This window comes from Micromonospora sp. LOL_025, assembly GCF_048060285.1.
Classification (GTDB): Bacteria; Actinomycetota; Actinomycetes; order Mycobacteriales; family Micromonosporaceae; genus Micromonospora.
Genome location: NZ_JBHMIR010000033.1, coordinates 1 through 12,745, shown reverse-complemented (window position 1 = coordinate 12,745; position 12,745 = coordinate 1). Strand labels below are relative to the sequence as shown.

Annotated in this window: 15 protein-coding genes; 10 read left to right on the top strand and 5 right to left on the bottom strand. The window is 76.0% G+C overall.

Annotated features, from left to right (window positions below):
- The first annotated feature begins 49 nt into the window (after positions 1-49).
- Positions 50-235, top strand: a complete 186-nt coding sequence (locus tag ACFHW0_RS27325; protein WP_416612142.1) for a hypothetical protein — start codon at positions 50-52, stop codon at positions 233-235.
- A 147-nt stretch (positions 236-382) separates the two neighbouring features.
- Positions 383-931, top strand: coding sequence for a carboxymuconolactone decarboxylase family protein (locus ACFHW0_RS27320; protein ID WP_416612140.1), 549 nt, complete (start codon positions 383-385; stop codon positions 929-931).
- A 99-nt stretch (positions 932-1,030) separates the two neighbouring features.
- On the opposite strand, the gene ACFHW0_RS27315 is transcribed toward ACFHW0_RS27320, so the two are convergent.
- Positions 1,031-2,116, bottom strand: coding sequence for a DUF3866 family protein (locus tag ACFHW0_RS27315; protein WP_416612138.1), 1,086 nt, complete (start codon positions 2,114-2,116; stop codon positions 1,031-1,033).
- 64 nt (positions 2,117-2,180) lie between these two features.
- Complete coding sequence (locus ACFHW0_RS27310; protein WP_416612136.1) at positions 2,181-3,137, bottom strand: cation diffusion facilitator family transporter; 957 nt, start codon at positions 3,135-3,137, stop codon at positions 2,181-2,183.
- Positions 3,138-3,263: 126 nt separating this feature from the next.
- Between ACFHW0_RS27310 and ACFHW0_RS27305 the strand changes: the two genes are divergently transcribed.
- The 8 genes from ACFHW0_RS27305 to ACFHW0_RS27270 all read left to right on the top strand — a co-directional run bounded on the left by ACFHW0_RS27305 (position 3,264) and on the right by ACFHW0_RS27270 (position 9,052).
- The gene (locus ACFHW0_RS27305) at positions 3,264-4,262 is read left to right on the top strand and encodes a helix-turn-helix transcriptional regulator (protein ID WP_416612134.1); all 999 of its coding nucleotides are present in this window, start codon (positions 3,264-3,266) and stop codon (positions 4,260-4,262) included.
- Positions 4,259-5,308: a helix-turn-helix transcriptional regulator gene (locus ACFHW0_RS27300; protein WP_416612132.1), complete on the top strand. Its 1,050-nt coding sequence runs from the start codon at positions 4,259-4,261 to the stop codon at positions 5,306-5,308. Before ACFHW0_RS27305 ends, ACFHW0_RS27300 begins: the two co-directional genes overlap by 4 nt.
- A gap of 10 nt (positions 5,309-5,318) precedes the next feature.
- Positions 5,319-5,567: a hypothetical protein gene (locus ACFHW0_RS27295; RefSeq protein ID WP_393168444.1), complete on the top strand. Its 249-nt coding sequence runs from the start codon at positions 5,319-5,321 to the stop codon at positions 5,565-5,567.
- Positions 5,568-5,775: 208 nt separating this feature from the next.
- Positions 5,776-6,102: a Sec-independent protein translocase subunit TatA gene (tatA, locus tag ACFHW0_RS27290; protein WP_121398247.1), complete on the top strand. Its 327-nt coding sequence runs from the start codon at positions 5,776-5,778 to the stop codon at positions 6,100-6,102.
- A 17-nt stretch (positions 6,103-6,119) separates the two neighbouring features.
- Complete coding sequence (tatC, locus tag ACFHW0_RS27285) at positions 6,120-7,070, top strand: twin-arginine translocase subunit TatC (RefSeq protein ID WP_416612129.1); 951 nt, start codon at positions 6,120-6,122, stop codon at positions 7,068-7,070.
- A 336-nt stretch (positions 7,071-7,406) separates the two neighbouring features.
- A complete protein-coding gene (locus tag ACFHW0_RS27280) occupies positions 7,407-7,535 on the top strand; it encodes a hypothetical protein (RefSeq protein WP_416612127.1) in 129 nt (42 codons plus the stop codon).
- A 180-nt stretch (positions 7,536-7,715) separates the two neighbouring features.
- Positions 7,716-8,321 carry a response regulator transcription factor gene (locus ACFHW0_RS27275; protein ID WP_416612125.1) on the top strand — a complete coding sequence of 202 codons (606 nt, stop codon included), beginning with the start codon at positions 7,716-7,718 and terminating at the stop codon, positions 8,319-8,321.
- A 152-nt stretch (positions 8,322-8,473) separates the two neighbouring features.
- Positions 8,474-9,052 carry a response regulator transcription factor gene (locus tag ACFHW0_RS27270; RefSeq protein ID WP_416612123.1) on the top strand — a complete coding sequence of 193 codons (579 nt, stop codon included), beginning with the start codon at positions 8,474-8,476 and terminating at the stop codon, positions 9,050-9,052.
- Between the two features lie 24 nt (positions 9,053-9,076).
- Here the strand turns inward: ACFHW0_RS27270 and ACFHW0_RS27265 are convergent, their stop codons facing one another.
- The 3 genes from ACFHW0_RS27265 to ACFHW0_RS27255 form a co-directional block, all read right to left on the bottom strand.
- A complete protein-coding gene (locus tag ACFHW0_RS27265; protein WP_416612121.1) occupies positions 9,077-10,876 on the bottom strand; it encodes an ATP-binding cassette domain-containing protein in 1,800 nt (599 codons plus the stop codon).
- Positions 10,873-12,603 (bottom strand): ABC transporter ATP-binding protein, encoded by a 1,731-nt coding sequence (locus ACFHW0_RS27260; RefSeq protein ID WP_416612119.1) that lies wholly within the window; start codon positions 12,601-12,603, stop codon positions 10,873-10,875. Before ACFHW0_RS27260 ends, ACFHW0_RS27265 begins: the two co-directional genes overlap by 4 nt.
- 73 nt (positions 12,604-12,676) lie before the next feature.
- Positions 12,677-12,745: SapB/AmfS family lanthipeptide (locus ACFHW0_RS27255; RefSeq protein WP_416612217.1), on the bottom strand; the 69-nt coding region annotated here is incomplete at its 5' end.

The window sequence follows — 12,745 nt, the reverse complement described above, 5'->3', positions numbered from 1 at the left end:
CGGTGCTGACCGCCGTCCGGGCCGGTCGGGCCGGTAGGCTGACCGCGCCATGACGACTTCCGAACCTCCCGAGAGCGGCCGCCAGCGACAGAACTGGGCCGAGCGCCGCCGCGAGAAGATCCGCGCCGAGATCGAGCGCAACCGGCGTGGCGAGTACACGGTGCCCACCTGGGTGCTGGCGCTCGCGCTGGTGGTGATCGTGGGGGCCTGGCTGGCCCTGATCTTCCTGTCCTGAGCCGCCCCGACGCCGCTCCCGCCGGCCGGCGACGCCGCAATGTCGAAGTTGTGCCGGCCGGGGCGAAGCTGGCACCGTCGTGCCCGTTCGGCATTGTCGGGTGACCGGCCGCGCACGTCGCGTGGTCGCGGCAGGGAGGGTGACCGGGTGGCACACATCGACCTCGGCCTCGACGAGCGGGCGCATCCGGGCATCAACGGCCCGATGCGGTTCCGCCCCGAGACGGCCAAGCCCCTCAACGAGCTGGCGGAGACGCTGCTGCGCGCCCCGCACCCGACGCTGACCCCGGGGGAGCGGGAGCTGATCGCGGCGTACGTGTCGGGGCTCAACGAGTGCCGGTTCTGCTGCGCGTCGCACTCGGCGTTCGCGGCGGCGCAGCTGCCCTCGGGCATGCGGCTGGTCGACCAGGTCCGCGCCGATCCGGCGAGCGCCGAGGTCAGCGACAAGCTGCGGGCGCTGCTGGAGATCGCCGGTGCCGTGCAGCGCAGCGGCCGCGACGTGACGGCGGAGCTGGTCAAGGCCGCCCGGGTTGCCGGCGCGACGGATCTGGAGATCCACGACACGGTCCTGATCGCGGCGGCGTTCTGCATGTTCAACCGGTACGTCGACGGGCTGGGCACGCTGGCACCGGAGGACCCGGCGGTGTACGAGCGGACCGCCGAGCACATCGTGCGCTACGGCTACGGCACGAGCTGACCGGACCGCCGCCGGGCCGACCCGCGCCACGCCCGCCTGAAAGGCCGACCCGCCCCGCCCGCCGAGGAGCGGCGCGGAGGCACCCGGTCGCCGGGCGGTTCAGGACAGCAGGCGCGTGGCGTACCGGCCGGCCGCGGCGGCGGCCAGGAAATAGGCGTGGTCGGCGTCGAGGCCCCGGCCCATCGTGGACAGCGGCACCGGCGCGGCCCGCAGCGCGGCGTCGAGCCCGTCGGTCGGCACCCGGACGACGGTGTGCCGCGCCGTGAGGGGCGCCAGCGCCGCGTCCACGTCGGCGGCCAGCGCCGGGGCCAGGCCGTCGGGCACGACCAGCTCGGCGGGGGCGAGGGCCACCCGGCCGTACGCGGTGAGGCTGTGGTGCGACACGCCGCGGTGGCGGGGCCGGGGGTCCGCGTCGGAGATCCGCAGCGACCCGATCGGGCGCCCGCCCAGCGTGGCGACGGCGTTGACGGCCTCGCCGACGGCCACTCCGGAGAAGCCCCACCGGGTGCCGGTGCCCAGGTTGCCCGGGCCCTGGGCGACGATCGCCACGTCGGCGCGCAGCACGTGCCGGGCGGCCAACAGCCCGCTGTGCACGGTGCTCGCCTCCAGGTCACCGCCGAACGCCTGGCCGACGGTGACCGTGCCGACGAGATGGTCGCGCAGGGCGGCGAGGGTGCGGGAGAACCAGGCCGGCAGTGCCCCGCCGTCGGTCAGCAGGTACGCCACCCGGGCGGCGGGGGCGTCGGCGTGGATGCCGGCCAGGACGGCCGGCAGCGCGGAGTGCAGGTCGGCGGTGACGACGGGCAGGCCGGCCAGGTCGTCGGCGGCTGCCATGACCTCCCGGTGCGGGGAGGCATCCTCGTCTACGCCGAGCAGGATCGGCTGCAACGGGGTGTAGCGGGCCTTGACGAGGTGGCCGGCGTCGCGGCTGTCGAGGGCCTGCGGCGGGTCCGGGGGCAGCCGGTCGGGCAACGCCACGACCAGGGCGTACCCGCCGGTGCCGAGGCCCATCAGCAGCGCGCCGGCGTTGAGCAGCACCCGGTCGCCGGGCTCGGGCCGGCCGACGAGCGCGGGATAGGCCAGGGCGCGAACGGTGCCGCCGTCGGGCAGGTCGACGTCCAGTTCCACCGCCCCGGTCCACTGCCGCCGCAGCGCCGTCACCGTTCCCGACCGCCATCGCACCATGCCCGGCACGCTAGCGTCGCCGCCCGGGGCGGGCGCGCCCGGGGCGGCACGGCCGGGTCGGCGGTCAGCCGCCGGGGCCGCCGGGTTCCGGGGCGTCGCCGCTGCGGGTGGGGTCGAGGAAGACGTACCGGACATGTGGGTAGCGGGCGGTGAGCCGCTGCTCGGCCTGGTCGGCGGCGGCCTCGATGGTCGCGCCGCTCGCCTCGTCGTCGAAGTCCACCTTCGCGGCGACCAGGACGTCGCTCGGGCCGAGCTGCATGGTCAGCAGCGTGTCGATCCGCCGTACGGCGGGCAGGCCGGCGAGCTCGTCGGCGATCTCGCCGCGCAGCCGTTCGGGCACGGACCGGTCGACCAGCAGTGAGATGTTGCTGCGGGCCAGGACGGCGGCCACCACGAGCAGCAGCACGCCGATCAGCACGGAGGCGACGCCGTCCCACAGCTCGTCCCCGGTGAGCTGGGACAGGGCGACCCCGGCGGCGGCCAGCACCAGCCCGATCAGGGCCGCGCTGTCCTCCAGGAAGACCGCCTTCACGGTGGTGTCGGCGGTCTGCCGCAGGAACCGGCGCGGCGTGGTGCGCCAGCGGCGGGACTCGCTGCGGACCTGGCGCACGGCGCGGGCCAGCGAGACCGACTCGATGGCGAACGACACCGCCAGCACGACGTAGGTGACCAGGTAGTCGCCGCTGTGCTCGTGCACCAGGATGGTGGTGACGCCGTGGGTGATGGCGAAGCCGGCGCCGGCGACGAACGTGAACAGCGCCGCGAGGAACGCCCAGACGTAGCTCTCCTTGCCGTACCCGAACGGGTGCCGGGCGTCGGCGGGCCGCGCCCCGCGGCGTAGCGCGAGGTACAGCAGCACCTCGGTGGTGGTGTCGGCGACGGAGTGCACGGCCTCGGAGAGCATCGCGGCCGACCCGGAGATCACCCCGGCGACGAGCTTGGCCACCGCGATGGCGAGGTTGGCCGCCCCCGCCACCACGACGGTGCCGACGCTCTCGGTCCTGACCTCCGGCTGGGCCACCACGTCACTGTAGGGTCGTCGGCGGCGCTCCGCCCGGCGAGCAGCGTTCGGGGCGGCCGCGACGCGGGGCACGTCCTGCCCGCGTGGGTGCACGGACGCGGCGCGCGGGCTGCTAGCGTCTACCGCGTGTCGCGGACCCGCACCGAACGCCTGGTCAACCTGGTTATCTGCCTACTGTCCACACGACGGTTCCTGACCGCCGCGCAGATCGCCGCGACCGTGCCCGGCTACGAGCACGATCCGGACGACGCCCGTGACCACGAGGCCTTCCAGCGCAAGTTCGAGCGGGACAAGGCCGAGCTGCGTGAGCTGGGCGTGCCGCTGGAGACCGGGACGGCGAGCGTCTTCGACGCGGAGCCCGGCTACCGGATCGCCCACCGGGAGTACGCGCTGCCCGACATCCCCCTCGAACCGGACGAGGCCGCCGCGGTCGGCATCGCCGCCCGGCTGTGGCAGCACGCCGGCCTGGCCGCCGCCGCCTCCTCCGGGCTGGCGAAGCTGCGCGCCGCCGGCGTCGACGTGGACCCGCAGGCCACGCTGGGCCTGGAGCCGATGGTGACGGTGGACCCGGCGTTCGCGCCGCTCACCGCGGCGGCCCGGGACCGGCGCGAGGTCAGCTTCGACTACCGGGTGCCCGACCGCGACGACTCCACCCGCCGCCGTCTCCAGCCGTGGGGCGTGGTCTGCTGGCGGGGCCGCTGGTACGTGGTCGGGCACGACCTCGACCGCGAGGCGACCCGCTGCTTCCGGCTGTCCCGGGTGGTCGGCACGGTTCGGGCGACCGGCTCCCCCGGGGGCTACGAGCCGCCGGCCGGGGTCGACCTGATCAGCCACGTGGCCCGCTGGTCGGGGCCGGCGGAGCGCACCGGGCGGGCCACCGTGCTGGTCGCCGCCGGGCGCGCCGCCGGGCTGCGCCGCTGGGCGGTCGACGTCACCGCCTGCCCCGACGGCGACCGGCTCGTGCTGCCCTACGCCGACGCGGACGTCCTCGCGGGCCAGCTCGTCGGCTACGGCCCAGACGTGCGGGTGCTCGATCCGCCGGAGGTGCGCGACGCGGTGATCCAGCGGCTCAAGGAGATCGCCGCCCGGCACGACGACCTGGCGGTCGCCGGGGGTGTCCGGTGACGCGGCCGGCCGCCCGGGGCGGCTCCCGCGCGTCGGCCGACCGGCTGGCCCGGCTGCTGAACCTGGTGCCCTACCTGCTGGCCCGGCCCGGCATCGAGCTCGCCGAGGCGGCCGGGGACCTGGGCGTCACCGAGCGGCAGCTGCGCGAGGACCTGGAACTGCTGTGGGTGTGCGGGTTGCCCGGTTACGGCCCCGGTGACCTGATCGACATGGCCTTCGACGGCGACCGGGTGACGATCACCTACGACGCCGGCATCGACCGGCCGCTGCGGCTCACCCCGGACGAGGCCCTCGCGTTGGTGGTGGCGCTGCGGATGCTCGCCGAGACGCCCGGGGTGACCAACCGGGAGGCCGTCGAGCGGGCGCTGGCCAAGATCGAGCACGCGGCCGGCGACCTGGTGGCCGCGCCGGTCGAGGTCCGGCTGCCCGCCGACACCCGCCGGGTGGCGGAGCTGCGGGCGGCCGTCGAGAGCGGCCGGGCGCTGCGCATCACCTACTACACGGCCGCGCGGGACGAGACCACCGACCGCGTCGTCGACCCGCTGCGGATGCTGATGGTCGGCGGGCGGGCGTACGTGGAGGCGTGGTGCCGCCGGGCGGAGGCGGTGCGGCTGTTCCGGGCCGACCGCATCGACGCGGTCACCGAGTTGGACGAGCGGGCGGTGGTGCCGCCGCAGGCCCGCCCGCACGACCTCACCGAGGGCGTGTTCCGCCCGTCGCCGGACCTGCCGCTGATCACCCTGCGGATCGGTCGGGGCGAGCGGTGGCTGACCGAGTACTACCCGTGCGAGCGGGTCGAGGCCGGCGACGGCGACCACTGGCTGGTCTCGCTGCGGGTCACCGACCTGGGCTGGGCCCGCCGGTTCGTGCTGGGCCTGGGCCCGGACGTGGCCGTGGTCGCCCCGGTCGAGCTGGCCGAGCAGGTCCGGGCCGCGGCGGTCGCCGCCCTCGACGCGTACGCGTCGCCGCCGCCACCCGCCGGCGGGTCGGACCCGCCGCGCGCGGTGTCCCCGGCCGACCCGGCGGTGACCGCGGGCACGCAGTAGGCTGACCGCCGTGGTGAAGTGGATCGTGCTCGCGGTGGTGCTGTTCGCGCTCGTCGTGTTCGTCCTGGCCCTGCGGCCGGTGCTGGCGCGGCTGCCCCGGCTGCGTCGCGCGGCCGTGGCCCTGCAACGCCGGGCGACCGAGGCGGAGGCGCTGCGGGAGACCGCAGAGACCCTCCAGGCGCGGGCGGAGGCTCTCCAGGAGCAGCTCGACACCACCCAGCGGCGGCTGGCCGTGATCAAGGCGAAACGCGGCGGCTGATCGGTCGGTGCCCGGTCGCTGCGCGATCCGGTCCGGTCGCGCGCAGGAACGATCCTCCGGCAGATGGTTGACGGGACGTCCCGCGTTGGTCAAGACTTCACCGGCCGGGACGAACCACCACCACCCGGCGGGTGGCAGCGGCCGTCGGCGGACGTACGATGGGCTGCGGTACACCCCACACGACGACACAGAGCGACTGGAGCTTCCCATGGGTGCCCTCAAGCCGTGGCACATCGCCGTACTCGTGGTCGTGCTGATCCTGCTCTTCGGCGCGAAGCGGCTCCCTGACGCGGCCCGTTCGCTTGGCCGTTCGCTGCGGATCATCAAGGCCGAGACCAAGAGCCTGCACGACGACGACCGCGACCTCGCCGAGAAGGCCGACGCGCAGTCCGGCTACCAGCCGCTCCCGCCGCAGACCGTGCAGGGCCAGCCGTACGCGCCGCCGCCCGCCGGGCAGCAACCGCACGTCGCCCCGCAGCAGCAGCCGTACGCACCCCCGGTCAACGACCCGGTGCAGCGCGTCCGCGACAACTGACCGAAGGGCCCGAGACCGTGGCCTTCGCCCTCAAGAAGCGCGGCCCGAGCAACTTCGAACGGGCCGCCGACGGCTCGATGACGCTCATCGAGCACATCCGCGAGCTGCGTACGCGGTTGTTCCGCGCCTCCCTGGCTATCGCGTTCGGGCTGATCATCGGCTTCCTGCTCGCCCAGCCGGCGTTCGACCTGCTCAAGCAGCCGTACTGCCGGCTCCCCGGCATGATCGTCGATGGTGAGTGCCAGAACTTCCTGCAGCTCGCGCCGACCGACGGCTTCGTCCTCAAGCTGAAACTGGCGCTCTGGATCGGGTTGATCATCGGCGCGCCGGTGTGGCTCTACCAGCTCTGGGCGTTCATCGCGCCCGGCCTGCACCGGCACGAACGCAAGTGGGCGTACGTCTTCGTGGCGATCGCGGCGCCCCTGTTCGCCGCCGGCGCGGTGCTGGCCTTTTTCGTGGTGGACAAGGGCCTGGCCTTCCTGCTGGAGGCCGGCGTCACCGGCACCGACTCGCAGCTCGAGGTGACCCGGTACATCTCGTTCGTCACCAACATGATCCTGCTCTTCGGGGTGGCGTTCGAGTTCCCCCTCACCCTGCTGATGCTCAACTTCACCGGGGTGGTGAGCGCCCGCCGGCTGCTCAGCTGGTGGCGGGCCGTGGTCTTCATCTGCTTCGCGTTCGCGGCGGTCGCCACCCCCGATCCCGGGCCGTTCGGCATGACCCTGCTGGCGCTCTGCCTGTCGCTGCTCTACTTCGTCGCCGTCGGGGTGGCGTTCCTCAACGACAAGCGCAGGGGACGCGGCAAGGAGGCCTACGCGGGCATCGGCGACGACGAGGTGTCGCCGCTGGAGTTCGACCCCGACCCGGTGGAGGCCGGCCAACGGGTGGACGCCAGCGCGCCGATCGCCGCCCCGGAACCGGTCGCCGCGCCGGCGCCGATCGAGCGCCGCTACGACGACATGACCTGACCGGCCGGTCGTCCCCGTCGACGAACGGAACAAGCCCTCCCTCGCCGGGGGGCTTGTTCTGTTACCGCCCGGTGCGTACGGCACCGCGGAGCGGCGCCCCTAACGCACGGGGCGTCAGCCGTCAGCACCCAGTCGGCAATCCGTCACGAGGCATCCACGAGCTGCAATCGGGTAAGCAGATCTTTACGATGTGTCGACGTGTCCGACGAGGGAGGTCGCTGTCCAGTGCGTCGCCCGACGTGTCGTCGTCCACCCGTCACCGGCCCGGAGGCCACCTCCCCGCCGCCGCGGTCCGGGGTGCCCGTCGCCCGGTTCCTCGTGCGGCAGGGAGCCGCCGTGGGAACCGGCGTCCTGACTGCCGCCCTGCCGCGCGAGCCGGTCGCCGTCGTGGACCGGGCCACCGTCGCCCCGGCAGCGGCGGCCCCGGGTGACCGGCCTTCCGGGGTGAGTGCCCGCCCCGGCTGAGTCCGGTGGGCCCGCCCGCGCGGTCGTCCGGTCCCGCTGTCCCGCGCCGGGCCGCGCGGATGTCCCCCCGCCGGTCGTCGTTGTCGCGCTTCATGATCCAGCCGTTCCGTCCGGCCGGCCTGCGTAGTCCCGTCAACGGGACCGCTAGCCGCCCCCGCACCCCCAGATCGGAGCCACGCGTTGATCCGCGTCGTCGTTGTCGAGGAGATGGGCCTGCTGCGTACCGCGCTGTGCGCGGCACTGTCGAGCGAGGAGGACATCGAGGTCGTGGCCGAGGTGACCGGGGTGGCGGAGCTGCCCGCCCTGGTGCGTCGGCACCGGCCGGACGTGGTGCTGGTGGACCTGGCGCCGGAGGCCCCGGACCCGGTCGAGGTCGTCGCCGAGACCACCGGGGCGATGCCCGACACCGCCGTGCTGGCCATGGGCCGCCGGTGGAGCCAGCGCCTCGTGGGGGACCTGCTGGCCGCCGGCGTACGGGGCCTGGTGGGCAAGGACACCTCCCTCGAGGCGCTGGTCGGCGCTGTCCGGGAACTCGCCGCCGGAGGCAAGGTCATCGACGCCGACGCCGCCGTGACGGCGCTGCGCCCCGGGTCGAGCCCGCTGACGCGCCGGGAGGTGGAGGTGCTGCGGGTGGCCGCGGAGGGCCTGCCGCTCAAGGAGATCGCCCGCCGGCTCTTCCTGGCGCACGGGACGGTGCGCAACCACCTGTCGGCGATCATGCGCAAGACCGGTGCCCGCAACCGGATGGAGGCGGTGTGGCGCGCCCGCCGCGACGGCTGGATGTAGCGGGCCTGGCGCCCAGCCGGCCGGGAAGTGCCGGCGCCGGCCGCCCCGTCCGGCCTGGACGACGGCGGATCGCTCGCCGAGCGGAACCCGGCGGGGCGTGTTTGAATTCTGACGGTCCGTGATCTGTCTGACGACGCTCCGGAGGGTCAACGTTGATCCGTACCCTGCTCGCTCTCGACGGCGCCCTGGTCCGTGGCGCCCTGTCGCTCGTGCTCGCCGCCGAGGCGGACATCAGCGTGGTGGCGGAACTGGACCGGGGCGACGCCCTGCCGCCGGCGGTCCGGACGCAGCGTCCCGACGTCGCGGTCGTGGACCTCGACCTGATCGGCGAGGCGGGCATGGCGGGGCAGTGCCCGTTGCTGGTGCTCGCCGACCGGCGCCGGGCGCGCAGCCTGCACCGGGTCTTCGTGCCGGGGCGCACCGTCGGGATCCTCGGCAGCGACGTATCGCCGCACCGGGTGCTGGACGGCATCCGGCGCCTCGCCCGCCGCGAGTCGGTGGTCGACGCCGACCTGGTGATGGCGGCACTGAACCGGGACAGCCCGCTCACCTCGCGGGAGGCGGAGATCCTCGACCTGACCGCAGCCGGGGCGCCGGTCGTGGAGGTCGCCCGGACGCTCGGGCTCGCCCCGGGGACCGTGCGCAACCACCTCGGCCGGATAGCCCGCAAGGCGGGCGCGCGTACGAGGATCGAGGCTGTGCGGGTCGCCCGCGAGGCCGGCTGGATCTGACGCCCGGCGCCGGCCCCGCGGCGGTCAGGAGCGGCCGAGTGGTACGCGGTCCGGCGGCGCCACGTCCGCCCAGTGCCCGACCAGCTCGCGGTAGGTGGGCGAGCGGGTCAGCAGGTCGTCGTGGGTGCCGACGAGCGGCCGGTCGCCGTCGAACACCAGCACCCGGCGGGCCCGGGTCGCCGAGCTGATCCGGTGCGCGATCACCACCAGGGTGCCGCCCCGGTTGGCGAAGGCGTGCTCGACGGTCGCCTCCAGGGTCGGGTCCAGATGACACGTCGCCTCGTCGAGGACCACCAGCGGCGCCGGGGCGAGGTAGGCCCGGACCGCGGCGACGAGCTGACGCTCCCCGGCGGAGAGGGCGGCCGGGTCGAGTTCGGCGTCGAGCCCGCCGAGGCGGGCCACGAGGGCGCCGGCGCCGAGGGTGCGCACGGCGGCGTGGACCGTCGCGTCGTCGGCGTCCGGGTGCAGGTAGCGGAGGTTGTCGCCGACGGAACCGGTGCGCACGTACGCCTCCTGCGGCACCAGCACCCGCAGCCGGGCCAGCGCCTCCGGCGGCGTGCCGTCGACCGGTACGCCGGCCAGGTGGACCGTGCCCGACTCCGGTGACGCCAGCCCGGCGACCAGCGCGGCCAGGGTGGACTTGCCGGCGCCGCTCGGCCCCACCACAGCCAGATGGTCGCCGGTCGCCACCGTCAGGGTGAGGTCCGCCAGGACGGGTCGGGCGTGTGGGCCGTACCGGAAGGTCAGCCCCCGCAGCGCGACCGCCGGCGGGTCGCCGACGGCAGCGGCGGCCCACGGTGCCGGGCCCGCGGGGGCGGCGACCGGCGGCGTCGGGACGGCGGCGGGGCGCGACGGCGGGGTGGCCCCCGGGGGCGGGCTGGTGCGCAGGATCCGGCCGAGGGTGACGGCGTAGCGCAGGCCGCCGCCGCCGACGCCCTGCACGACCGCGTGCAGGGCGGGTTGCAGCCCGGTGGTGACGTAGACCAGCGCGCCCAGCACGGCGCCGGCGCTCAGCCCCTGCCGGACCAGCCACGGCGCGGCCAGCACCAGCACCACCACGGGCAGCCAGCCGCCCACGCCGAGGCTGAGGCTGCGCAACGCCGCCATCCGCGCGAGGGTCCGCTCCGCGTCGGCCTGCGCCCCGACCCGCCGGGCCACGTCGGACACCACGCGCTCCTGCGCGCCGCAGGCGACGACGTCGCGGTGCCCGGCCAGCGCCGACGCCGCCGAGCGACCGAGCCGCTCGCCGGCGGTCACCTGCGCCCGCTGGTACGCCACCATGGCCGGCAGCGACGCCCCGAACACGGCCAGCCCCACCACCAGCGGGGCGGCCACCGCCCCGGCCACCGGCGGGGCCAGGGCGAGCAGGCCGAGCAGCGCCGCGCCGGCGGTGAACAGGAACCCGCGGACCACCAACAGCAGCCCCCCGAAGGTGTCCCGGACCACCTCGACCTGATGGGTCAGCCGGGCCACCGTGGCGCTGTCCGCCCGGCCGCCGGCCCGGGTGGCGTCGCGCAGCGCCCCCTGCACCACCCGGGCGGCCAACTCGTCGCGGAACGGTTCCACCACGGCCCCGAGGCTGCGGTACACCTGGCCGGTGGCCGCCGCGCCCACCAGCACCGCCGCGGCGAGCCCGGCCAGCCAGGCCAGGCCGGTGCCGAACTGGCCGGCCAGGAAGCCCTGGTCGACGGCCCGGGCCACGAGCACCCCGCCGAGCAACGCCGGCAGGGCCTCCACCGCCGACCAGACGGCCAGCCGCGCCAGGGCCCGGCGGCGGGTTCGCAGCGCCGCCCAGGTGGTCCGGCGTACGCCGGGGCCGCTCATCGGGCCTCTCCGCCGGGTGTGAAGACCGCCCGGTAGGCCGGGTCGGACCAGAGTTGCCGGTGCGGTGCCACGGCCCGCAGCCGCCCGCCGTCGAGCCACGCCACCAGGTCGGCCGCCGCCGCCGTCGTCGCGCGGTGGGTCACCACGAGTCGGGTACGCCCGCCGGCGCCGGTCGCCACCGCGTGGGCGATGCGGTGTTCGGTGGCGGTGTCCAGGCTGGACGTGGCGTCGTCGAGGACGAGCAGCCGCTCGGCGGGGAAGGCGCGGGCCAGCCCGAGGCGCTGCGTCTCGCCGCCGGAGAACGGCGCGTCGGCCAGCCGGGTGCGGAAGCCCTCGGGCAAACGGGCGACGACGTCGGCGACCTGCGCCGCCCGTGCCGCGGTCAGCACCGCCGGGGTGGCCGGGGCGGCGCCGGCGGGCGGTCGTGCCGAGCCGGCGGGCAGCCCGAGCCCGATCGCGTCGTGCACCGTCTCGCCGACCAGCACGGGCCGGTCGAAGGCGTGGCCGACGGCCCGACGCAGCGCGGGCGGGTCGAGCCGGCGCAGCGGCACCCCGTCCAGCAGCACCTCGCCGGTGTCCGGGTCGTGCAGCCGGCCGGCCACCGCGGCGAGGGTCGACTTGCCGGCGCCGGAGCGGCCGACGACGGCCACCGTGGCGCCCGCCGGGACGGTCAGGTCGATCCCGTCGAGGACCGGCCGCCCGTCCTCGGCGCGCACGCCGACCCCGCGCAGCCGCAGTTCACCCCGGCCGGGTGGCAGCGCCTCGGTGCCGTCGGGGCGTACCGGGTGGGCCAGCGGCTCGGCGATCCGGCCGGCCGCCGCGCGGCTGCGCACCAGCCGGTTCAGGGTGGCCAGCACCGCGCCCAGCCCGGCGCCGAGGGCCGCGTACTGCACGGCGGCGACGAGTTGCCCGGGGGTGAGCCAGCCGACGGTCAGCGCGTACCCGCCGACGGCCACGACGGCCACCTGGAGCAGCGGACCCACGGCGGCGGTGCGGGCGCTCGCCCGGGCCAGCAGCCGCCAACTGAGCAGTCCGTACCCGCGCAGTTCCGGCAGGGCCGCCAGCACCCGCTCACGTTCCCGGTCGACGGTCGCGGCGGCGGCGATGGTGCGGGCGCCGCCGAGCGCCTCCAGCAGCCGGCCGGCGATCACGCCCAGCACCCGCTGGTAGCCGGTCACGGCGGCGGAGGCGTCGGTGACGAAGGCGCGCATGAGCAGCGCGAGCAGGGCCAGCCCGGCGAGGAGGGTGACGCCGAGCAGCGGTTCGAGCAGGGTGAGCGCGACGACGCTGCCGACCGGGGGGAGCAGCGCGACGACGCCCAGGACCACGGCGTTGGCGGCCTGCCCGGCGTCGGCGGCCTGCGCGGCGAGGCGGCTGACCAGGTCACCCACCGGATAGCGGCGGACGGTGCGCACGTCGCAGGCGAACAGGTGGCGCAGCAGGCGTAGGCGCAGCCGCGCGGTGGCCCGGGCCGCGCCGTACCCGCTGGCCACGTCGGTGAGGATGTCGGTGGCCATGAGGACGGCGATCAGGCCGCAGGCGGCGGCCGGCCACCGGACGCCCCCGTCGCCGCCGACGGCGGCGTCGACCGCGAGCCCGAGGACGGCGGGCAGGGCGAGTTCGGCGGCGGCGCCGGTGAGCGCCACCGCGCCGAGCAGGACCGTCCAGCCGCCGCCGTCGCGGACCACCCGCCGCAGCAGTTGGTCGGAGCCGGTCGGCGTCCGCATCGGTCCTCCCGCAGAAGACGTGCGGCCCTGGGCGGACACGTCCATCCGCCCAGGGCCTCGCGTGATGACCTGATCAGTTGCAGGTCGTGACGGACAGCGAGCTGTCGCCGCAGAGCAGCAGGCTCGCCCGGCTGCCACCGCC

What these genes read in the sequence shown, in the direction of transcription:
- ACFHW0_RS27265 (WP_416612121.1), bottom strand. Translation starts at nt 10,876, where the DNA reads ATGAGCGGCCCCGGCGTACGCCGGACCACCTGGGCGGCGCTGCGAACC.
- ACFHW0_RS27315 (WP_416612138.1), bottom strand. Translation starts at nt 2,116, where the DNA reads ATGGTGCGATGGCGGTCGGGAACGGTGACGGCGCTGCGGCGGCAGTGG.
- ACFHW0_RS27260 (WP_416612119.1), bottom strand. Translation starts at nt 12,603, where the DNA reads ATGCGGACGCCGACCGGCTCCGACCAACTGCTGCGGCGGGTGGTCCGC.
- ACFHW0_RS27325 (WP_416612142.1), top strand. Translation starts at nt 50, where the DNA reads ATGACGACTTCCGAACCTCCCGAGAGCGGCCGCCAGCGACAGAACTGG.
- tatA (WP_121398247.1), top strand. Translation starts at nt 5,776, where the DNA reads ATGGGTGCCCTCAAGCCGTGGCACATCGCCGTACTCGTGGTCGTGCTG.